Origin of the sequence: Echinimonas agarilytica (assembly GCF_023703465.1) — a bacterium.
In the GTDB taxonomy this organism is placed as follows: Bacteria; Pseudomonadota; Gammaproteobacteria; order Enterobacterales; family Neiellaceae; genus Echinimonas; species Echinimonas agarilytica.
In genome coordinates this window covers 127,036-149,997 of the sequence record NZ_JAMQGP010000009.1, presented here as the reverse complement: position 1 = coordinate 149,997, position 22,962 = coordinate 127,036, and the positions used below count along the sequence as shown (strand labels likewise).

Sequence of the window (22,962 nt, the reverse complement as noted above, 5' to 3'; positions counted from 1 at the left end):
CTTTATGCGTCCAGAAAACTTGTTAAAAGCAGTTTTCGGATGGTCGCTACTGTTGTCAGCCATTGGAGGGCTGGCGTTGCTGGTCCCTCCAACAGTTTTCGATGAAGCTCATCCGGATTACTTGCTCATTATTGGTGCCATCGGTTTGTGGCGTTACGGTGTAGGAATCATGCATTACCTGCGAGGTTTGTTCTTCCTCTATGTGATGTTTCCAATTCACCGCAGACGCGGCGCTAAAGCGTTAGCTAAAAAACCACCATCTCATATCTATTTGATGGTCACTAGCTTTCGAATTGACGCCAAAACAACCGCAATGGTGTATGAATCAATTATTCGCGAGGCAATGGCATGTGGCTATCCAACAACGGTAGTTGCGTCCATTGTTGAAATGAGTGATGAGCTCATCTTCACTGCACTCTGGGAAGAGTTAAAACCAGACGAAAGTATTAAATTACGTATTGTTCGTATTCCGGGCACAGGAAAACGCGACGGTTTAGCCTACGGCTTTAGAACGATCGCTCGTGATCTTCCGGACGCCACAGCTCTTGTTGCTGTAGTAGACGGCGACACCGTGTTGGAAAAAGACGTGGTTAAAAACTGCGTGCCATATTTCTCGCTCTTTCCTAACGTAGGCGCTCTAACAACCAATGAATATTGCGATGTTTTAGGCACTTATTGGATGAGCCAGTGGCACAAGCTGAGATTTGCACAACGCCACATCAATATGTGTTCAATGAGCTTATCTAAGCGGGTTCTTACCTTAACAGGCCGTATGTCGATGTTCCGCGCTGCGGTTGTGACACAACACGACTTTATTGACGATGTTGAAAGCGACAACCTCACTCATTGGCGATTGGGACAATTCAAATTTCTCACCGGAGACGACAAATCCAGCTGGTTCTCGATGATGCGACAAGGCTGGGATACTTATTACGTACCCGACGCCATCATCAACACTGTTGAACACCCACCCGACAAAAATTTCTTACGTGCGGCGCGCCAGTTGATGTTCCGTTGGTATGGCAATTCGTTGCGCCAAAATTCCAGGGCCACGAGATTAGGTCTGAGCCGTCTTGGTGCACTCACTTACTACGTATTGTGGGACCAGCGAGTCTCTATGTGGACCAGTATTTTGGGCCTCACAGCATCCATAGTTGCGGCTTTCAAGTATGACGTGATCTATCTGATTGTGTATCTACTGTGGATTTCACTTACCCGTACTGCGATTACCTTGATGTTACTAGCGTCGGGTCACAAAGTAGGGCCCGCTTATCCAATCATGCTGTATTTCAATCAGATCTTTGGGTCATTGGTCAAAATCTACGTGTATTTCCGGTTGGACCGCCAATCGTGGACACGGCAGAAAACAAAACTCAAAGCGCATGCTGATCCGTTCCAAGCGCGCTTTAACCAAGTGTCTACACCGCTAATGACATTTGCCGCAGCTAACATATTTATCGCCGTGATTTTGCACATTGTGTAAATAAGTCGAATCAAGTTAAAAAAAGGAATTTTGTTATGTCTAAGCCAGAAGTGAATTTAGTACACGAAACCGAAGCGCAACGGCGACATGCTCGGGTCAAGATCCCGGCTCGAATTACTTACACCGACAAAAACGGTGTGGCCCACGCGCTGGAGGTGATGGATCTGTCTGCGAGTGGTTTTTCAGCCACTATCGTAGGCAATGAACTCACCAACGGCAGTCACTATAAAGGCGACTTATTATTCAAATTGAACTCCGTTGAATTTCGTCTGCCGATCAACTTTTCAGTGAAGTATTTGGTTTCAGGCGAAAACAAAGCCGGGTGCGAGTTTAGTGCATTGGGGCAAGAAGAGATTTCGTTGTTACGCTTATTTATCAGTAAATACCTTGCTGGAGATCTCACCACAACCTCTGACATTCTCACTACCGTCAGCCGCGACAACTTTACCAAATCACGTAAAAAAGGCGGTAATGACGCTTTATCGGGTTGGCGTAAAGTCAGAGCCCTTGGCGCTACGGCTGCCATGGCATGTGTTGGCCTTATGGCATTCGGTTACATCTGCACCAATCTTTATCAGCACTACTTTGTGACGCACGCGATTACAGCAATGGTCGATATCGAACGTGAACCTGTTCTTGCTCCGACCAATGGTTATTTTGAATTAGTTGCAAATCCAGCAGAAGCCATTCAACAAGGTTTGCCGCTCGCGACCATTACATCTTCAGTATATGAAGTTGTTAACCGCACCAATATGGGTGACTTGAGTGCCCAAGAGCTTGAACAAATGTTGCCTTCTGAGCTGAATAGTCTGGTAAAAAGCCCATGCGATTGTCAGATTGTTGCAGCAAACAAGCGTGACCGAGAGTTTGCCACTCAAGGCGATGTATTGTTCGATTTGGCGCGCGTAGGCACTGCCCCACACATTGCTGCAAAGTTTAACTACTCCGATGCAAAGCAGTTAGTGAAGGGCAAACAAGTGTCGCTCGAATTTCCCGGAATGAAAGGTACCTTCAGCGGAACCATTGCTACGGTAATGATGTCGCCTGATGCTGAGCGGACCAACACCGTTGTTGCAACGATTATCCCCGAGAAAACCTTACCTCTAGATACGCTGAGTCAACCGGTTAACGTCTCGATAGGTCATAGCTCAAGCTTTTCCGTTGTGAGTCAAGCCACTGCGAGCGAGGGGTGATCATGAAACGTTTGTTTTTAACTTTGGTCGGTATTTCTGTTTTGGCAGGATGCCAACTCACACAAGATGTGAAACATGCTCAATGGCTAGCAAAAACGGGCGCAACAGAAGTAGCTGAACGTGAGTTAAAAACACTCAGTGATGAAGGCTACCTTGAAGCCACGCGAGCGCTTGCGGACTTGTATACCAAAAATGAAGATCCGGTTAAGCGTCAGCAGGCGGGCACATATTATCGGCGACTAATGCAAGACGATGAGCGCGCTGCTATTGGCTACGTGCGCTGGCTATCGGCAATGAGCTATGAAGATGAGCGCTACCGCCCTAAGGCATATGACGCACTTTGGGAGCGCCAAACCCAATATGGCGACATGATTCCTTCGCTCGCTCGTTTTTACTCAAAACACCCTGATCACTATTCGACCGAAGAACTGCGGCCGTTAATGCTCAAATTGTTAGAGGATGTTGATACCAATCGTTTGACGCTGGCTAGGGTACTGAATGTGATTGAACATCCGGAACACTACCCAGATTACGTCGACCAAGTGTGCGCTCAAAGAAGTGAAGCTGAGATGGTCAACTTGTGTTTTCAGTTAGAGCTTAAGTTGGCAAAGGTCGCTTCCGATAGCGACCAAATTCAACTGATCAGCAGCGCTATTAGTGAGGGCTACAAAGCTGGCGAGATAGACGCATCGGTGGTGTACCGTACCTCAATGATCTTACTCAAAGACAGATTTGGTGAAAGCCAAATGTTGCAGGGGTTAGAACTATCTCAGTCAGCGGCCGACGATGATCAAAACTTTATGTTGAGCGCAAAATATGAGTTTCGTAGAAAATTGTTGATGCCCAATGAGGTTCTATTTGAAGGACTTGAGCGCATCGAAGCGAACGGCAATGTCACTGCCGGAATTTTGTTGGGGCGAATATATTCCGAAGGTTACCGAGTCATTGATGATCCGGTCAAAGCTGAATATTACCTAGAACGCGCAGCCGCAGTTCCCGAAGGGGAGTTCTATCTGGGACGGCTTTACCTTTCAGGAAAACTGGGTCCAGAAAAACTACAGCAAGGCGTCGATCATTTGCTGCAGGCAGCGAGAGACGGTGAACCTCGTTCTTACGCAGAACTGGCCCGGGCTTTTAATGGCACACCTGGGATCATGCTCAACCCTACTTATGTATACGTGTTTGGCTCAATGGCTCGTATTAACGCCGATATCGCTAAATCTCAATACTTAACAGACATGGTGAATGAAGCTCGGATGTCGATGCCAGACCCTGTCGCAGCACAGAAATTATTAGACCATGAACGGTCTCGAACTCAAATGGCTCGTATCGACAATAACAAAGAAATCTAAGCCAAATTTACAGGGATTGTTATGCGTAATTTACATACACTGATACTAGTACCGCTCGTTGCGCTGAGCACTACAAGCCAAGCGCAAGACGTGCTGTTTACCTATAAAGCAGGGGCAGATGCAGAGCGCTTGCCGAAACGAGTTCTTCGTGATCAATCACAAGAAGAGGGCTTATTCACTGAACTTGGTTTGAAAGTCGGTGGCGACTTTTCAGATCAATGGAAGTACTACGTGGATACCCGAGCGTTTGGTGCAACCAGTCAAATTAGCTCGTCATTCGACGACGTAGATACCGGCCGAACCGAACCTAGCTCAAGCTCCGATAGCTATGTTCAACTTCGCCAAGCTTGGGTCCGTTTTGGCGGCTTGACTGACTATCCAGATGAGCATTTAACGCTAGGTTTACAACGCATTACTGCAACTAGCCCGCTGTGGTGGGATACCGAACTAGAGTCACTGGTTTGGCGCTTTCAAACCACGCGTTTTGAGTTTCAAACCGGAGTGGGCGAACGGTTGGACACATACCGAAGTAACAATGACTTAAGTGCAATTGATGAAGATCGCCTGCGTGTATTTGCAGACGGCAGCTTCGATTGGACTGCCTATCATCAAGTTTTTCTACGTTTCATGTTTACCGACCAAGACAGCAACGATCTGCCTTCCGATGTACAAACAGGCGCACCGGATGGTGCCAATGGTCAGTGGCTTTGGTATGGCATTGGCGCTGGCTCAAATTGGATGGAGCGCCGAAGCGCGAGTTCGTGGGCCTATAACGTTGAGTGGATAGGCTTGTCGGGAGAAAGCGACTTTACCTCAGGCTCCGGCATCACGTTAGAAGATCATGACATCAGTGCATGGGCATTGGATATTGGCGCTCGTTACGACTTCAAATCTGCGCCTGCATCATTCGGTATGACCTATTCCCAAGGTAGTGGCGGATTTGATCAGGGCGAATCAAACATGTTTGTTCAAACCGGATTGCATACCAACCGTGGCCGCTTTGTGGGTAACAAACAGTACCTGTTCCGATACAACGAAGCACTTCGTGCAGATCTAACGAATTTGACCCACGCCGCGATGTTCGCATCGTACACCTTCGAACGCGACTTGATGCTGGCAGGTCAAATTTCCAAATTTGGGCGAGACGATGAAGACTTCCCGATTTACCGCCGAGCACAACCCTTAGACATGAATACCGATTCTGATGATGTGGGGTATGGCATTGACGTATCTCTTCGTCACTCACTGAACAACACGTACGCCAACGTACCGGTTCAATATTGGCGCATCAGAGGATCTGGATTCTTTCCGGGCGATGCGTTTGATAACGAAAACGATGGCAGCGTGTATCGCGTGGTCTTGGAAGTCGTAGGAGCCTTGTAATGTATAAAACACATTCTTTTACTCGTTTTTTGGGCGCGCTTATTGCGTTGAGTTGTGTGGTGAGTGTAAGCAGCTTTGCTGATTCTTACGCGGTTAAAACTGTAAACCCGAAGTCCACGCCAGTGATAGAAACCAGTTTGCCGGATATTTCTGGGTACACCCACGAATCGGTCAAACAAAAAATTACTAAAGCCCGTCAACTTCCCAAGGGGAGCGTCAGTCAGGAGTATGTGCGTGGCCAAGTTGAGCTGCGTTTGCTATACGGCGGACAAGGTTTGTTTGGTATGGCAAACAAACAATCTACGGTACCAACGTCGTTAACTATTTCAAAGGGGGTTGTGGAGTTAGAAGAGGTTAACCGCGCATTTCCTGATTTACTGATTAAGCAAAATGATGGTTCATATCTAGCGGTTGTTCCTATCGTGGTCAGTATTGGCGGAACTTTGGTCATCGAGGGCGAAATGCTTAAAATGTCCGAAGAGCGGGGTTCCTTTTTGGTCAACGGCGGTCACTTGTTTTTAAGTGAGAGTGCTTTAATAGGCTGGCGCGAAACATCAAATGTACCGGCCTTGTATACCGGTGATAAAAAGAAATTTAGACCTTACTTTGTGGGGTGGGGTGACAGTGAAACATACTTTAGCAAAGCCGATGTTCGCCACCTTGGTTATTTTTCTACCAAAGCATTTGGCGTGACTTTGTCGAGCTATCAGATCAAACACTCCGAGGAAATGTTCCAACGCGACAATTTCGATTTTCATGAGCCGCCACGCGGTTGGTTCATTGATACCGACTTTGTAGATTTATATTACGGCTTCTACTGCTTTGAGGCGGAAGACGTCGCGATTATCAACAATACCTATATCGACAACGTGGTGTATGGCATTGACCCCCATGATATTTCAAGCCACTTAATCATTGCACGTAACTTAGTGTATGGCACCAAAGAAAAACACGGAATTATTATTTCACGCCAGGTAAACGACAGCTTTATTTTCGACAACGTAAGCCATAGTAATTACCGTTCAGGCATCATGCTCGACCGTATGAGTGAGCGTAACCAAGTCGTCAACAACACGGTGTACAACAACGGTGGTGACGGCATCACAATCTACGAATCAAACTCAAACCTTATTGCTAACAACAAGGTTTACCGCAATCGTTCTCACGGCATCCGGTCACGCAATAGTCAATATATTGTGATGAAAGACAATGTTGTTTTGTCCAACAAGGGCTTCGGCATCTATCTCGATATTGGTGACTTAAGTTCTCATGTGCATCGTGATTTGGTACTCGATCCATACGAACAATTAAGTTCTGGTGATGTGAAAGGCGGCATTATTGCGCACAATTCTAGTGGCTCAATTTACATCAAGGATGGTGAATACTTTTCGCTATACGACGTGAAAATTGAGGATAACGGCGGCAAAGTTGGCCAGTTGGAGTTTGGTGGCGACTTAGCTAAATATCACAATGATGTCGTTCGCGCTCTTTGGACCGAACGAGGTGTGGCATCACTCACTCGTCAAGAGGAGTTTTGATATGGTGTTCTCATCGTCAGTCTTCTTATTTTTGTTTTTACCGCTCTTTCTTGGGTTGTATTACGTCACACCGTTTCGTTATCGGTCGGCTGTCATTCTACTTGGCAGTTACAGCTTCTATGCGTGGTGGCGAGTCGACTTCTTAGCCTTATTCATTGCGGTTACGCTTTGGAACTACATCATTGCTATCCGTATTGATGGTGCAGCTTCAGCGCTTATTAAAAAGCGTTGGCTAACACTTGGTATTGTCGGAAACCTGTCGACGTTAGGCTATTTCAAGTACGCAAACTTTGGTGTTGATTCTATCAATGCATTACTGGTGGAAATGGGCGCGAACCCACTGGCACTCGGCAACGTCATACTGCCCATTGGTATTTCGTTTTATATCTTCCAAGCCATCAGTTATTTAGTCGATGTATATCGCGAAGATACGCCTCCGACTAAGCGGTTTATCGATTTTGCAGCATTCATTGCGTTATTCCCACAGCTTATTGCTGGCCCGGTGCTTCGATACAAAGATCTGGCCGATCAGTTTGAATATCGCACACATACTTACGCCAAGTTTAGTGAAGGCGCATCGCGCTTCATGCAAGGCTTTATTAAGAAAGTGTTTATTGCCGATACCATCGCACCCATCGCCGACTTTGCGTTTGGCAGCTCCGATCCCTCCATGGCTGATGCGTGGCTCGGTGCCATTGTTTACGCCATTCAGCTCTACTTCGATTTTTCTGGGTACAGCGACATGGCGATCGGGCTTGGGCTGATGATGGGGTTCCGTTTTCCTGAAAACTTCAATCAACCCTACATTAGTCAATCTATTACCGAGTTTTGGCGCCGTTGGCACATTAGCTTGTCGTCGTGGTTGCGTGACTATTTATACATTCCACTTGGCGGTTCCAGAGGCGGAGAGCTATTCACATATCGCAATCTGTTCTTAACCATGTTGTTGGGCGGCTTATGGCATGGCGCAAACTGGACCTTTGTATTGTGGGGCGTGTGGCATGGAGGCTGGCTCGCGGTGGAGCGCGCACTGGGTATTAAGCCTGGTGGGCCATTCATATTTACACGGTGGATTTTCTGTCTATTCCTCGTGCTGATGGGCTGGGTGTTGTTCCGAGCAACCGATGTTTCTGAAGCGCTTCGCATGTATAGCGCAATGTTTGGGGCTTCTGAGATCGGTTTGTCGGTGGACATGGCCTTAAGTATTTCAACACTTCAAATCATAACGATTGGAATTGCTGTGGCGGTGATTGTGGTTCACAGCATGCGCATTCGCGTCTTTAATTTTGATCGCTTTAAAGTGTCGCGAAGAGGCGCAGCTGTTTTGCTAGCCGCACAAGTCCCGTTGTTTGTGTTGTCTGTGAGTAAGTTGATTGCATCAAGTTACTCGCCGTTTCTTTACTTTCAATTTTAGGAGCCGGTGATGAAAAGGAAGCATCTAAAAGGACTCAATGGCGTTGTGTTTGGAGTATGCGTACTGGTGGTTGGCGTGGTTTCTGTGAAAGCCATCAAGTTGCCTGACCAAGACTCGCCCGAAGTACTGGATGGCAGCCTATTTCGGGATCTTGAAGGGCATTACCAAGAGAAGTTTCCGGTCAAAGATTGGGTCACCGGTTTTTGGGCAACCGTGAATTACCAGTTGTTCAATGAAGGTCGAGATGGCGTTGTAGTGGGACACTCAGAGTGGTTATTCAGCTCAGAAGAGTATCGCCTGCCAAGCGATTATGAAGACCAATGGAACAACAAACTCGACCAGATTGTCACATACGATAAACAGCTTTCGACACAAGGCATCGAGTTGTTAGTTGTTTTAATCCCTGAAAAAGTGGATGTGTATGGCGATTTGGTGAGCAAGAAATCCATGCATGACGAAATCAACTTGTATCACCATTCTGCACTGACGTTAGAGCGAGAAGGCGTGGCATTGGTGAATTTACGTGACCCACTGATCAGGGCCAAAGATAACGGTGACAAAGTGTTCTATCGCACGGATACGCATTGGACAGTGAAAGGTGCAGAAGTCGCAGCCAGAGCTATTAAAAATTCGGGCTTAGTGCCTAGCGGTGAAGCCATTTATGAGGTAGAGCCCAAAGGTGAAATCTCGTTTAGCGGTGATTTAACAAATTATATTCCAACCGGAGACATGTTCGCTGACTTTGCGCCCGCTCCAGAAACCATTGAAACATTGGAAATTGTGAAGTCTGGACAAGGCGAATTGTCGCTATTTGATGACAGCACTCAATCGATCGCACTGGTGGGCACAAGTTACAGCGCAGATAAACGCTGGAAGTTTGTCGATTGGCTGCAACTACACACGCAACAAGAAGTGCTCGACTATTCATCGGTAGGAAAAGGCCCTTTTGTACCGATGGCCGAGTACGTCAGTACCGAACTTGAAACTGCCGAAGATATTGAAATGGTCATTTGGGAAATACCCGTTCGTTACTTAATTGCCGAACCAACTAAAGCTTAAAAACAAGGGAATGATTATGAAAAAGTTATTGTTAGTGTCCGCGACTCTAGTGGCCATGCTATTTGGATCAACTTTAGCCTTCGCTGGAGATGGCGGGCTTTATGGTAAGCAGGCTCCGGCAAACGCCGCATTTTTTCGTATTTTTAATAGTTCAGATACAAGCCCTGTCGCAGTGACGGTAGCGGGTGAAACATTGCAAAGCATTAATCCGTTGAGTGCGACTGCTTATGGCTTTACTGAATCTGCATCATTAAAGCTTAGCTTCAATGGCTCTCCATTCATCGTTGCTGCAGCGCCTAAATCTGTTCATACCATTATTTGGGATGGTCAATCTGCATATGCAATCAAGGAAGAAGCTTTCAGCAACAAAAAGAAAGCGCGATTAAAGCTGTTCAATCTCACCGGTAAAGATGTGTCATTGAAAACCGCAGATGGCAAAACTCCGGTCATCAAAGATGTGAAAAGTGCAGATTATGGGTTCCGTGACATCAATGCTCTCAATATGCCGTTTGGCTTTTTTGAAGGCGACAGTAGCATGCTGACATCAGAGAAGTTGGCACTTAAAAAGGGCCAAGCCACGTCACTATTCCTTGTGAAAAATGGTGGTGCAGCACTTTATGTTAAGGCCGATGAGGAGCGTTAATATGCGTCGAACAGCGAAACTTATTTATTTACTACTATGCACCAGTATCGCCTCTGCCAGTGCATTTGCAGAAGAGGATGTTGTTGCATCGCCGGAATATAAAGTTGAACACTTTGAACAGCTATGTGTGGCGGCGGAAAATGAAGAAAACTACAACACCGAACTGCTTAAATCCTTGCGTTATTTGGTGCAGGGCGACAATGGTTGGGTTTACCGAACGTCTTCAGACTTTATCGAGGATTTTGACACCGATGGAAACTACGACGATCTGAAACGTTTCCGCGATTACTTAGCAATTCATGGCACATCTTTAATGATGCTATACGTGCCAACGCGTGGCCTCATGAATCCGAAAGACGTGCCAGAAGGGTTGTATGACTACCCTAAAGCAATAGCCTCCTATGAAGCAAAATTGCACATGTTTCGTGAAATGGGAATTTTGGTTCCTGATCTCGAAGGCATGATCAAAGAGTATCAAAGTACGCCATTTTTCTTCTTGCGCGATATTCACTGGGAGCCTGAAGGTGCCAAAAAATCGGCCGAATACGTTGCTCGCGCTATCAAAGAAAGTGAGCTCATCGACACTGATCTCGATTTTGATGTGAACATAGTAGAAGAGGGCAGCTACACGGTGACGGGAGGCTTGGCCGACGGAATAAAACAACTTTGCGATGAACAGTACGTACTGGAATATGTGAAGGGTTATGGCTTTGAAGAAGTTGTGAGCAGTTCCGAGGATAGCCTGTTTTCTGATGATGTTGCAGAGCCTGAAGTGGTGCTTTTGGGGACAAGTTTCTCTCGACTCCCACGCATGAACTTTCATGGTTTTTTACAGAAAGAACTCGGAGCCCCTGTGACTAACTATGCCATTAGTGGCGGCGGTGATGATGGCGCTTGGCTGAAATACTTTAAGTCAGGCGAGTTTTTGGAAAACCCACCCAAATTAATCGTTTGGGAAGTTTCCGCTTATTACGACCTGAATGACAAAGGCATGTTTGCACAGCTTATACCTTCGGCAGAAATGGGGTGTAGTGAAGAGTCAGCGTTACTCACCCAAAGCCTGCCATTGCAAGAATTGTCGGATGATGTGAATAGCGTGTTCTTTGGGGATCAATTCAAAGATCTTAATTTGAACGACATCGTTTTAGACGTGTCATTTTCAGAGCCCGATGTGAACCGCATGGAATTCAAACTTTGGTACACCGACGGTCAAGTTAAATCTGCACGAATTTCTAAACCGTCGCGGGCAGAAACGGGTGGCGAATTTACCTTTAAATTGTTTTCTCACCTGTTGAAGCCTAAAGGTGGATTAATGGCCATGCAGTTGGTTTCGGTCGAAGGGGAAACGGTGTCGGAATATATCGATTCTAAGAATGAACTCAACCCAGAACTCAATGTACGAGTCTGTACGATATAAACCAAAAGGCGGGTGAGAGCATGAAAAATATATATCGATTTGTGAGCGTTCTAAGCATGTTATACGTCACACATGCGGCTGCTGTGGCGCAGCCAGAAGGCTATTTGCGCGTCCAGCAAAAAGTAAATTTGAACGATAAACATCTCTCTAAAAAGTGCGATGCGCCATCACCTTACCGAGGAGATTTGGTATTTCGGAGTCGATATGAAGGCAGCGGAAAAGCACGCGATCAGGTTAATCTAAAAGCCACACAGGCGTATGAAAATCAATCTCAGTCGATCACTGATTTTCAAAAATTTGTGGCAAAAAAAGTTGACTTGATTGTGGCAAGAGGGCGTGGCAAGGCAACGATGAATTGCTTGCTATCAAACTTGGACGACTGGGCAGAAAATAGTGATCTATTAAGGCCAACCGACAACCACACAGGCAAAGCCGTGCGCAAGTGGACGTTGGCTTCTGTGTCTTCCAGTTTGCTCAAAATCGACCAACTCGCATCCGACTATGATTCAAAGAAATACACAAAGGTGAAAACCTGGGTGGGCCAAATGGCAGACCAGGTCGTGATTGATTACAGCGATCGACCACTGAAAAAAATCAACAATCATGACTATTGGGCAGCGTGGGGAGTGATCACGACCGCTGCGCTTCTCAATCGAGAAGATTTGTACGTTTGGTCACGTAATGTATTCAACACGGCTATGGGACAGGTCGATAGTGAAGGCTTTTTAGCGAACGAGCTTCGTCGTGCAAGCCGTGCGGCCATGTACCACAACTACGCCGTAACGCCTTTAGTTGGGATTGCGGCCTTCCTAAAGGTCAATGGCGATGACCCTGCCAGTTACCACGAAGACGCATTAGACCGCTTAGTCAATACGGTGGTTGTAGGTGTGACAAACCCAAAAGTATTTCGGCAAAAAACAGGCGTGAGTCAAATTGACTATGACTATTTAAAGAATGGTCGAATGAGCTGGCTGGCCATTTATCCGGATGTTTCTCCGAACACCAGTAATGCTGATTTGGTAATGCTGAAGAAAAATGCCAAACCTCTTGCTTCTACGCGTATGGGAGGAGACTTAACCATTATTTACTGAATACAAACGTATATGTTCGATCACCATTTTCTGAGTTGAATTGGATAGAGCGGTACTAATTTTAACTGTTTTCATTATTTATGAGCTCATTTAGAGACCATCGAGTCAAGGAACTAGAGTTATGATTCCAGTCATTTTATCAGGCGGAAGTGGGTCAAGGTTGTGGCCACTTTCACGCAAATTGCAGCCAAAGCAATTTATTAATCTCGTATCTGATTCTTCACTTATGCAGGATACGCTTTCGCGGTTACCTCAGGACAATTTGTCTGCCCCAGTGATTGTGTGCAACGAAGCGCACCGATTCATGGTCAGAGAGCAATTGCAAGACATGGGGGTCACTGCGAATTCGGTTATCTTAGAACCCTATGGCAGAAACACAGCCCCAGCTGTTGCGATTGCCGCTTTTCAAGTACTTGAAAGCGTGGGTGACGAGACAATGTTGGTATTACCAGCGGATCACGTGATACGTGAACACGAAGAATTCCATGCCGCATTGCAACTTGCTGAAACAGCGGCAGAAAAAGGCCAGCTTGTACTCTTTGGCATTACACCGAACGCCCCGGAAACGGGTTATGGTTACGTCAAATCTGATTCTAACGAAATCATGCAAAGCGTATTCGGTGTTGATCGTTTTGTTGAAAAACCGGATAAGGAAACAGCGCAAGGTTACCTTGAGTCGGGCGACTACTTTTGGAATAGCGGCATGTTTATGTTCCGCCCAAGCGTCTTTCTAGAGCAGCTTGCGCTCCATGCCCCCGACATATACGACACCTCCAAACTAGCCTTTGAGCGTAAAGCTAAAGACTTAGAATTTTGGCGAATCGATGAAGGTACATTTGCATTCTGCCCTGATGAATCGATTGATATCGCGGTGATGGAACAAACAGATAAAGCAGTGGTTGTGCCGCTTGATGCAGGTTGGAACGACGTGGGTAGCTGGTCTTCGTTGTGGGCTGAGCGAGACAAAGATGACAACGGTAATGTGGCCATTGGCGATACCCAAATCATCGACACACACAACTGCTATGCCCATTCCACCAACCGTTTAGTCTCTATGATTGGGGTGGAAGATGTGGTTGTAGTTGAAACTAAAGATGCTGTGATGGTGTTGAACAAAAACAAAGTTCAAGACGTCAAAAAGGCAGTGAAATCACTAGAAGCACAGCATCGTAAAGAGTTCTCCCAACACCGTACGGTTTATCAGCCTTGGGGCAACTATGATGATGTGGACAAGGGCGAACACTTCCGCGTTCGTAAGTTAACTGTGGAACCTAACCAATGCAGTTCATTGCACCGCCATTTTCACCGTTCAGAGCACTGGATTGTGGTGCGTGGCTGTGCGGAAGTGACCATTGAGAATGACACATATTTGTTGTCTGAAAATGAAAGTACGTACATCGCTGTGGGTCAATATCACCGCATATCTAATCCTGGATCAATTCCTTTGGAAATGATCGAAGTGCAGTCCGGTAGTGCTTTAACCGAACAAGATATTCAACGTATTGATGATCGCTATGGCCGTGTTTCCACCCCAGCAGAAACGCCTAACACTCAACTTTTAAATCATAAAGTGGAGAACTAATTATGGAAACCATAGAGAAATTAGCCTGTTTTAAGGCTTACGATATTCGTGGAAAGTTGGGTGAAGAGCTTAATGGTGACATCGCTTATCGTATCGGTCGCGCATATGCTCAATTTTTGAAGCCTCAAAAAGTAGTGGTGGGCGGTGATGTCCGTGTGACATCCGAGGCATTAAAAATGGCCTTGGTTCAAGGCTTATTGGATGAAGGATGTCATGTTGTTGATCTAGGCTTAGCAGGTACTGAAGAAGTGTACTTTGCCACCTTCTATTTAGAGTTAGATGGCGGTATAGAAGTCACAGCATCACACAATCCAATTGACTACAACGGCATGAAATTAGTTCGCGAGGGCAGCCGACCTGTCAGTGGTGATACAGGTTTGCGCGAGATTCAATCTTTAGTTGAAGAAAATGAGTTTGGTGATCCGCTGCAAACTCGCGGGACTTACCAAAAAATTTCAGTGCTTGATGACTACATTGATCACCTGCTCAGTTATGTGGACCTTACCAAGTGGAGGCCCGCAAAAATGGTCATGAACTCAGGTAACGGTGCTGCTGGACACGTGGTTGATGCGCTAGAGCATCGCCTTATCGCCATGGGGGTGCCTATCTCATTTGTGAAAGTTCACAATGAACCAGATGGCGGATTTCCAAACGGCATTCCAAACCCATTGCTACCCGAAAACCGAAAAGATACAAGTGATGCCGTTATCGTCAATAAAGCGAGCATGGGGGTTGCTTGGGATGGTGATTTTGACCGCTGTTTCTTATTTGATGAAACCGGCCAATTCATTGAGGGATACTACATTGTGGCGATGTTGGCCAAAGGATTTCTCAACGCTCACCCAGGTTCCAAAATAATTTATGACCCGCGCTTGACTTGGAACACCGAAGAAGAAGTCTCTCGCCACCAAGGCATTGCCGTTAAATCTAAAACTGGCCATGCATTTATAAAAGAGCGCATGCGTTCAGAAGATGCAATTTATGGAGGCGAAATGAGTGCTCATCATTACTTCCGTGACTTTGCATATTGCGACAGTGGCATGATCCCATGGTTAATGGTTATGGATTTGCTCATGCAAAAGGGCGCATCTTTGGGGGAAGAAGTCGCACAAATGATGAGTAATTTCCCATCGTCTGGCGAAATCAATCGTCGTGTTCAAAATGCCGATGTCACGATCGAAACAATATTCAATCATTTCGTGAATGAAGCCATTGCGATTGACCACACGGACGGCATTGGCTTGGACTTTGAACAGTGGCGTTTCAACCTTCGTAAAAGCAATACTGAACCTGTGATCCGACTGAATGTTGAATCGCGCGGGAACGCCGATTTGATGAAGGCAAAAACAGCTGAAATCCTCGATTTAATCGAAAAAGGAGAGTGATCATGACACCCTTTTTTGCTTCAACCGCAGCGGAGCGTTTGGGCGAAGGTAGTCCACTCGCGAACACCCTGGTGTCGGCACAAATGTTACATTGGCGAATGCAAAATTACTCATGGGGCACCATTGATGTATTGCCTCATTTGCTGAATGTGCCAAATCCGAACCTAGAAACACAAGCTGAGCTCTGGATGGGAGCTCACCCTAAAGCAATGTCCGAAGTTGAGTTTGCTACCGGCGAGGCGCTGGGCCTAGATGAGTGGGTTAACTCAGATCCTCAAGGAACCATTGGGCTGGCAAGCTTTAACCGATTTGGGGGGAAAGTCCCTTATCTGATGAAGTTGCTTTCAGCCGCACAACCTTTGTCGATTCAGGTTCACCCTGACAAAAAACAAGCAGAACAAGGCTTTGCTCGAGAAAATGCGCAGGGCATCGACATTGGTGCTAAACATCGTAATTATAGGGATGACAACCATAAGCCTGAACTCATTTGTGCAGTCACTCCATTTGCCGCAATGGTTGGGTTTAGACCCCAATATGATGCCGCCAAACTATTACTTCAGCTTGGCATCGATATGATGGCACCTTGGTATGCACTGAATGAAGATCAACGAGAGCGTATTAATCCGCTCATGGCCTTTTTTATGTTTTTACTCAACATGACAAAGCAACAAGCGCGGGCGCTAATCAAAGAAAGTGTTGTCAACGCAAGAGCCAATAAGTGCCCTGAGTTTGTCGAATTTATAAAGCTCGCAAAAATTAATCCAGACGATGTGGGTGTGTTTGCACCTATTTATCTAAATTTAGTGTACTTGAATCCGGGTGAAGCACTCTATCTTCCACCCGGCGTCATGCACGCATATTTAAGAGGAACAGGCATCGAAATCATGGCATGTTCTGACAACGTGTTGCGCTGTGGTTTAACCCATAAACATATGGATCGTGATGAACTGATTTGCGTGGCAAACTTTAATCAATTTCAAGTTGAGGTTCTCAAGCCGGAGCAAACTCAATATAAAGGATGCTCTCAGTTCAAAGTGCCTATTGAAGACTTTGTGTTACAGCGCTTTGAAGTCGCCGATGAAATCAGTGATCGATATCCAGTATTTGGCCTCGAGATTGGCTTTGTCACCGAAGGAAATGTCACGGTATCAACCATAGACGGTGAGCCGCAAACATTTGGTGTGGGTGAATCATTTGTTCTGCCGGCAGCTTCGGATTATTTCTGGCTACAAGGCAAGGGGACGGTATTTATTGGTAAAACAAATTTAAGCCACTATTAAGGCGTCAGGTCCATCGCAGTTAGAAGTCGCGATGGTGTTTTTAGTTCCTTCCAGCCGTTCTGCGCTCATTCAATGCCCCCTTAAATTGACGAAAAATGTAGCTTAATTGTAAATAATTTGTTGATGCATTTGTTTTCACTCAATGGTTTGGTCATTTTTTAACACTTTAGGTCTTCAACGCAAGCTTACCCAACTTAGTCTAAGGTATTATCTACACAATTGATTGTTGAGTTGGCTGTATTCAATGGGAGGAGTTTTGGTTTTACGGGGTTTCCGAGTGAAAGTGCTCTTCACCATAATCGGGCTGCTATCTAGCTTGTATGCCCACGCGATACCTTTATTACAGGTTTCAACCGAGCAAGGTTTGTCGCAAGCAAGTATAGAAAACCTTATCATCGATCGCCATGGCATGCTTTGGATTGGTACTGCTGTAGGCTTAAATCGCTATGACGGCGAAACCATCACCAAAGTAGGTGGTGTCAATGACCTAGTAGGCAGCGCCTACATTAACGATGTTGCAATTCACTCTGACGGGTCCATATGGGTAGCGACTTATTCAAACGGCCTGTTTCGAATAAATAACAATTCGGATGATGTTCAACAAATTCTACTCCATACCATTTCCGAGAAATTTGGCCCCAGTTCTATTGAAGAGATTCATTGGCTGTCAGACAACACTCTTCTTTTAGGATTAGAAGAAAGGGTTATCGAATTTAATATCGAGACCCAAACGCTAACTGAGATTTTTGCCTTACCCGATGTATTCACCGATGGAAATTTCGTTCGTGCTCTGAACCATGATGAACAATCTATATACATTGCTACATCGGCAGGGTTTTACGCCTATGACCGTCAAACTCAACAGTCTCGCCAACTCCTTCATAGCGGTCGCGATATTTATCATGATAGCCAAAATACCAAATCTATTTATGTCACAGACGATGATGTTTGGGTAGGCGCGGTACTCGGGCTTTATCGAATCGCTAAAGATAGCTTTCAAGACATTGTGAGCGACGAAGTACCTGATATCGAAATAGAAGAGCACTTATCGACGACCAACGTTTGGACCATAACCCCCGATGGTGATAATTTTTACTTGGGGACAGAACAAGGACTCGTTTGGTATTCGCCTCACACTAAAAGCTTTGAAGTACAACTCGACTATGGTGACATGCCTTACGGCGTAAATGACTCCACTGTGACCGCTGCGGTTCAAGATTCTCGAGGTAACCTGTGGCTTGGTTCTCGTTATAACGGTGCTTTTTACTGGAACCAAGACTCAAAACTTTTCCAAAACATAGGACCGCGCCAAGGGCTGAGCCACAATATGGTGTGGGGCATGGTTGAGTCAGCAGATAGAGAATCTGTGTGGGTGGCTACAGAAAATGGTTTAAATAAGGTAGATCAAAAAACGGGAAAGGTTGAAGCTTTTCTTCAAAATGAAGGTAAGTATGCTGGCATAGACAACTATATCGTTAATGTGGTCAGCGACGATAAAGGTACTCTCTATTTGTTTTCTGATTATGGCATATCAGCTTTTGATACTGCGAGTAATCAATTGGTCCCCATTCAACTCAATTCTAATACATCGATATTCGAGAAAGCCATCTGGGGAGCAGCCTCCGACCATCAAGGAAACCTTTGGTGGTTAATGGAGGATGGGGTCTACCAATTTGTTCCTTCGCTCGGTATTGTTCAAAAAAATGAAGTGATCAGTAATAAGCTTGAGTCGAGTTGGAGCGGCACCATTCTTCCGGGACGCGATGGCATCAATGAGATTTTTATTGCTTTACCGCGAGGCATATGGCGTTACGATCTAGATCTTCACCAAATTAAACTCATTTTAGAACTTGAAACTCGTTATCAAAATGAGCTCAATACCAGCTCAGCCTATGCATTAGATCGAAATGGTTTGATGTGGTTTACTTTTGGCAACTACGGCGTTGTTGCGGTCGACACGGACGACTGGCGAATTAGAAACAAGCTTCGCGCAGGGCAGGAGATTGACGCCAGCTTTTATGTAGGCGCTGAGTCCGATGTTTTGGGAGACCACATATGGTTTACAAGCCACTCTGGCATCTATCGTTATGACGTCTCGACCGGCCGGTTCTCTAATTTCACGGTAGAAGATGGAACGCCGGCTAACGAATTCAATACCCATGCTACCTTACGTCTATCCGATGGTAGGTTGGTGTTTGGTTCAACCAATGGCCTGACCTTAATCAACCCTAGGTTGTTTAATAAAACTGACGATATAGAACAAAATGTTCATATCACCGGAGTGAGCTTGTTATCTCGTAATTTCGATGACAAAACTCGAATATACGACGGCCACACACTGACATTTAATCATGACGACATCGGATATCGATTCGATTTCTCTTCAATGGCATCTCACAAACATAAGTCGACGGTTTTTATAGTCAATTTGATGGGCCCTGAAAGCGTTTACTACCCGAATATGACACAAAACTATGTGACATTTTCAACGCTAGATCCGGGAGATTATACATTTAAAGTAGCGTCCATAGATTTAGTTACAGGCAACATGAGCCCTGAGCGTGAATTGAGATTTGTTGTAGCACATGCGCCTTGGCGCTCACCTTTAGCCTATTTAATTTATGTGTTTCTGACATGTGTTCTGGTTGGGGTTTGGATTCGATTTCGTTATAAAACACAGAATAAATTGAGAGCTGAGCACTTCAAAGCGCTCAAGAATGAGGAGCGTTTACAACTTGCTCTAAAAGGCAGCAATAGTGAGGTGTGGGACTGGGACTCAAGTAGCAATGAGATATACCAAAAGCGGCTATGTGACGCTTTAGGTTACGCTAACCGTGGGTTACATGTCCGTTTTGAAACGCATTGCGGTTTAATTCACCCGGATGACTTAGACGGATTCGTTGTTGAATGGGAATCATTTATTTCTGGCGGCGCCGCGCGTTTTCAATGCCAGTACCGCATGCAGGGATTTGATGGAAAGTACTTATGGTTTAGCGATTTAGCGACTGCTTCCAAGGTCAATGATGACGGTTCAGTATCTCGCATTACCGGAACATATCGCAATGTTACTCAGTTGTATATACAAGAGCAGAATGCCAAAGTGTTTGGCGAAGTCTTTGAACAAACAAAAGACGCGGTGTTAATTTTTGATGGCAACAGCCGAGTCATTACCGCCAATGGTGCGTGCCTTACAATGTTCGATATGGTCTTGGAGTGTATTGTTGGTCAATCGATAACGGAGATTGCGCATGCTGTGAGCTTTGAAATAAAAGCTGAAAAGATTAATAAAAAACTTTTTGTCGACGGTGTTTGGCGGTCAGAAACCGTACTCCAAACGCGTACAGGAAAGGTGCCTTTCTTAATCAATGCAAGCCAAGTATTTGACGCCTCTAAAGCCCCATTTTTTGTCGTTACACTCACCGATATAACCGTTCAGAAAGAAGCCGAAACTAACTTAAGAAAGCTGGCAAACTTCGATCACCTAACAGGCCTGCCAAACCGTACACTACTCATGGACCGCCTAAACCATGCGGTCAAAATAGCCGACAGAATGCCTCACCAAATAGCGCTGTGCTTTATCGACTTAGACCGCTTTAAACCCATTAATGACTCGCTCGGGCATAGTAAAGGCGACCAGTTATTGATTGAAATTGGTCAGCGACTGCAACACTTGATGCGCCCATATGACACCGTAGGCCGATTGGGAGGCGACGAATTTGTACTTATTATTGAGTCACTGACCAGTGTTGACGTGATTGCTAAGATCGTAACAAAAGTAATTGATACGATCTCAGAACCCGTCAATCTAGATATAGCAACGGTTCAAGTGACACCAAGCGTGGGCATCGCAGTTTACCCAGACGATGCCAGAAATGTCACAGAGTTACTGAAAGCTGCCGATATTGCCATGTACCACGCCAAAGATTCTGGCAGAAGCTGCTATCGGTACTACACGCCTGAACTCACGGAACACGCTCAAAGACGATTGGTGCTTGAGAACCAAATTAAAGAAGCCCAGGCCAATGATTGTTTTATTAACTATTACCAACCCATTGTCGACGTCATGGCTTGCAAACTTGTCGCGGTTGAAGTTCTAATGCGCTGGGAACGCGATGGCGTTATTGCAGCACCTTCTGATTTTATAGATGTAGCAGAAGAAATTGGTTGTCTTGAAGAAATGACTCGCGGGGCAATGGATCGGGCTCTGGCTGACTTAAAGCTCTGGCAAAATGTTATTCCTGATTTGTACATCAGCGTCAATCTATCAGCACGACATTTTGAAAAGAGTTCTTTATTGTACGACATTGAATCGTCTTTGAAACGCCACAAAATTTCGGCCAAATCAATTTCTTTAGAAGTGACCGAATCGGTATTGCTAAGAGACTCTGATGCCGCTCGTATTATTATGGAGCGCCTACAATCGATGGGGCTCCGTATTGTTCTTGATGATTTTGGTACAGGGTACTCTTCATTATCGTATGTGCACCAATTGCCATTGGATGGAATTAAAATTGACAAGGGCTTTGTCAAACATGTCGGCGAAGACAGCAGAACCACCGCCATCATCGATACAATTTTAAGGTTAAGCCGTCAACTTGGTATCGACAGCATCGCGGAAGGTATAGAAACGCTCGATCAAGCCAAAATACTAATGGCTTTGGGTTGCCGTCTTCATCAAGGCTACCTGTTCAGTGAGCCCGTAGATGCAGCTCAATTCAATACCTTTCTCGAATCCAGCCCAGAAGAAATTGGACGCATATTACGAAGCTCCTAACAGCTAAATTTCAAACATATATTTAGATTTTGGTATTTTGCCTTATCAAATTTAATTTTAATGATAAGTTGTGAGCACTGTCATTAGTTCTGGGAATTGCAGTTGTCAATATGACTATAAGTGTCGTATCGTTCTATTTGAGCGGGCGATAGGATGTGATTTCATTGCGTACCTTTGAAATTCTCGCCCATAAAATAATTACACTCGGAACTTAAGCTTATGCAATTCAAAGCAACTATTATTTCAACTGTGGCTGTGCTCGGCCTCGCATCATGCAGCGTTTCTCAGCAAGAAACGGGCAACGTCCAGCCAACCCTGAAAGATGCCTATAAAGATAGCTTTATGATGGGTGCAGCACTGAGTAAAAATCAAGTTCTTGGAAACGAACCCAAAAGCCTTAAAGTAGTTGCGCGTGAGTTCAACACTGTGACAGCTGAAAATGAAATGAAATGGGAAGCCATCCAGCCAACTGAAGGAACATTTACGTTCGAAAGCGCTGATGCGCTTGCTCAGTTTAGCGAGGACTACGACCAGTTTTTTGTGGGTCACACTTTGGTTTGGCATCACCAAACTCCAGATTGGGTTTTTGAAGATGAGCACGGTAATCCAGCGAGCAAAGAACTTGTCCTAAAACGAATGGAAGCGCACATCAATAAAGTAGCAAGTCGTTATGCGGGTCAAGTTGACGGTTGGGATGTCGTCAACGAGTCGCTCAATGATGACGGAACTTGGCGTGAGTCCAAGTGGTATCAGATACTTGGTGATCAATACATTGTTTATGCCTTTGAAATGGCGCAAAAAGCAGCTCCTGATACTGAACTTTACTACAACGACTACAACCTGTTTAAACCTGAAAAGCGTGCCGGTGCGGTTAAGATCGTGAAGTCGTTGCAAGCAAAGGGAGTTCGTATTGACGGTGTTGGCATACAGGGCCACTACGGTATTGGTTACCCGGATCTGAATGAGTTGGAAAAATCAATTCAAGCATTTGGAGATCTTGGCGTAAAAGTGATGATCACTGAGCTTGATATATCGGTATTGCCGTTTCCTGACACAGAAAGCCAAGGTGCTGATGTGTCCATTGATCTTGAGCTGCAAGCAACGTTAAATCCATTCGAAAATGGGTTATCTCCACAAATGGACCAACAACTCGCCGACGCATACCAAGAAATTTTCGAACTGTTGTTACGTCATGACGATACAATTTCACGTGTGACCTTCTGGGGCGTGAATGATAATCAGACATGGCGAAATGACTGGCCAATGAAAGGGCGTTCTGACTATCCTTTGTTGTTTGATCGCCAAAACGAGCCTAAAGCTGCCTACCAAAGTGTTTTGAAACTGAAGCAGTAACAACACGTTAACCGA

At 45.5% G+C, this 22,962-nt stretch carries 15 protein-coding genes; all 15 read left to right on the top strand.

Going from position 1 to position 22,962, the window contains the following annotated elements; genetic code table 11:
• Nucleotides 1–4 precede the first annotated feature (4 nt).
• The 15 genes from NAF29_RS16395 to NAF29_RS16325 all read left to right on the top strand — a co-directional run bounded on the left by NAF29_RS16395 (nucleotide 5) and on the right by NAF29_RS16325 (nucleotide 22,947).
• On the top strand, nucleotides 5–1,483 hold the full coding sequence (locus NAF29_RS16395) for a glycosyltransferase family 2 protein (RefSeq protein WP_251262711.1): 1,479 nt from the start codon (nucleotides 5–7) through the stop codon (nucleotides 1,481–1,483).
• Nucleotides 1,484–1,518: 35 nt separating this feature from the next.
• Nucleotides 1,519–2,676, top strand: coding sequence for a PilZ domain-containing protein (locus NAF29_RS16390; RefSeq protein ID WP_251262710.1), 1,158 nt, complete (start codon nucleotides 1,519–1,521; stop codon nucleotides 2,674–2,676).
• 2 nt (nucleotides 2,677–2,678) lie between these two features.
• A complete protein-coding gene (locus NAF29_RS16385; protein ID WP_251262709.1) occupies nucleotides 2,679–4,028 on the top strand; it encodes a tetratricopeptide repeat protein in 1,350 nt (449 codons plus the stop codon).
• Nucleotides 4,029–4,049: 21 nt separating this feature from the next.
• On the top strand, nucleotides 4,050–5,411 hold the full coding sequence (locus NAF29_RS16380; RefSeq protein ID WP_251262708.1) for an alginate export family protein: 1,362 nt from the start codon (nucleotides 4,050–4,052) through the stop codon (nucleotides 5,409–5,411).
• Complete coding sequence (locus NAF29_RS16375) at nucleotides 5,411–6,949, top strand: right-handed parallel beta-helix repeat-containing protein (RefSeq protein ID WP_251262707.1); 1,539 nt, start codon at nucleotides 5,411–5,413, stop codon at nucleotides 6,947–6,949. Before NAF29_RS16380 ends, NAF29_RS16375 begins: the two co-directional genes overlap by 1 nt.
• 1 nt (nucleotide 6,950) lies before the next feature.
• A complete protein-coding gene (locus tag NAF29_RS16370; RefSeq protein ID WP_251262706.1) occupies nucleotides 6,951–8,363 on the top strand; it encodes an MBOAT family O-acyltransferase in 1,413 nt (470 codons plus the stop codon).
• A gap of 9 nt (nucleotides 8,364–8,372) precedes the next feature.
• Complete coding sequence (locus tag NAF29_RS16365; protein WP_251262705.1) at nucleotides 8,373–9,422, top strand: alginate O-acetyltransferase AlgX-related protein; 1,050 nt, start codon at nucleotides 8,373–8,375, stop codon at nucleotides 9,420–9,422.
• 16 nt (nucleotides 9,423–9,438) lie between these two features.
• Nucleotides 9,439–10,065: an alginate O-acetyltransferase AlgF gene (locus NAF29_RS16360; protein ID WP_251262704.1), complete on the top strand. Its 627-nt coding sequence runs from the start codon at nucleotides 9,439–9,441 to the stop codon at nucleotides 10,063–10,065.
• A 1-nt stretch (nucleotide 10,066) separates the two neighbouring features.
• Complete coding sequence (locus NAF29_RS16355) at nucleotides 10,067–11,482, top strand: alginate O-acetyltransferase AlgX-related protein (protein ID WP_251262703.1); 1,416 nt, start codon at nucleotides 10,067–10,069, stop codon at nucleotides 11,480–11,482.
• Between the two features lie 20 nt (nucleotides 11,483–11,502).
• Complete coding sequence (locus NAF29_RS16350) at nucleotides 11,503–12,573, top strand: alginate lyase family protein (RefSeq protein WP_251262702.1); 1,071 nt, start codon at nucleotides 11,503–11,505, stop codon at nucleotides 12,571–12,573.
• Nucleotides 12,574–12,694: 121 nt separating this feature from the next.
• Nucleotides 12,695–14,155, top strand: coding sequence for a mannose-1-phosphate guanylyltransferase/mannose-6-phosphate isomerase (locus NAF29_RS16345; protein WP_251262701.1), 1,461 nt, complete (start codon nucleotides 12,695–12,697; stop codon nucleotides 14,153–14,155).
• Nucleotides 14,156–14,157: 2 nt separating this feature from the next.
• Nucleotides 14,158–15,540, top strand: coding sequence for a phosphohexomutase domain-containing protein (locus tag NAF29_RS16340; RefSeq protein ID WP_285817825.1), 1,383 nt, complete (start codon nucleotides 14,158–14,160; stop codon nucleotides 15,538–15,540).
• Nucleotides 15,541–15,542: 2 nt separating this feature from the next.
• Complete coding sequence (gene manA / locus NAF29_RS16335; protein WP_251262700.1) at nucleotides 15,543–16,820, top strand: mannose-6-phosphate isomerase, class I; 1,278 nt, start codon at nucleotides 15,543–15,545, stop codon at nucleotides 16,818–16,820.
• Nucleotides 16,821–17,097: 277 nt separating this feature from the next.
• On the top strand, nucleotides 17,098–21,594 hold the full coding sequence (locus tag NAF29_RS18450; protein WP_251262699.1) for an EAL domain-containing protein: 4,497 nt from the start codon (nucleotides 17,098–17,100) through the stop codon (nucleotides 21,592–21,594).
• 219 nt (nucleotides 21,595–21,813) lie between these two features.
• Nucleotides 21,814–22,947: an endo-1,4-beta-xylanase gene (locus NAF29_RS16325; RefSeq protein ID WP_251262698.1), complete on the top strand. Its 1,134-nt coding sequence runs from the start codon at nucleotides 21,814–21,816 to the stop codon at nucleotides 22,945–22,947.
• Nucleotides 22,948–22,962: the final 15 nt, after the last annotated feature.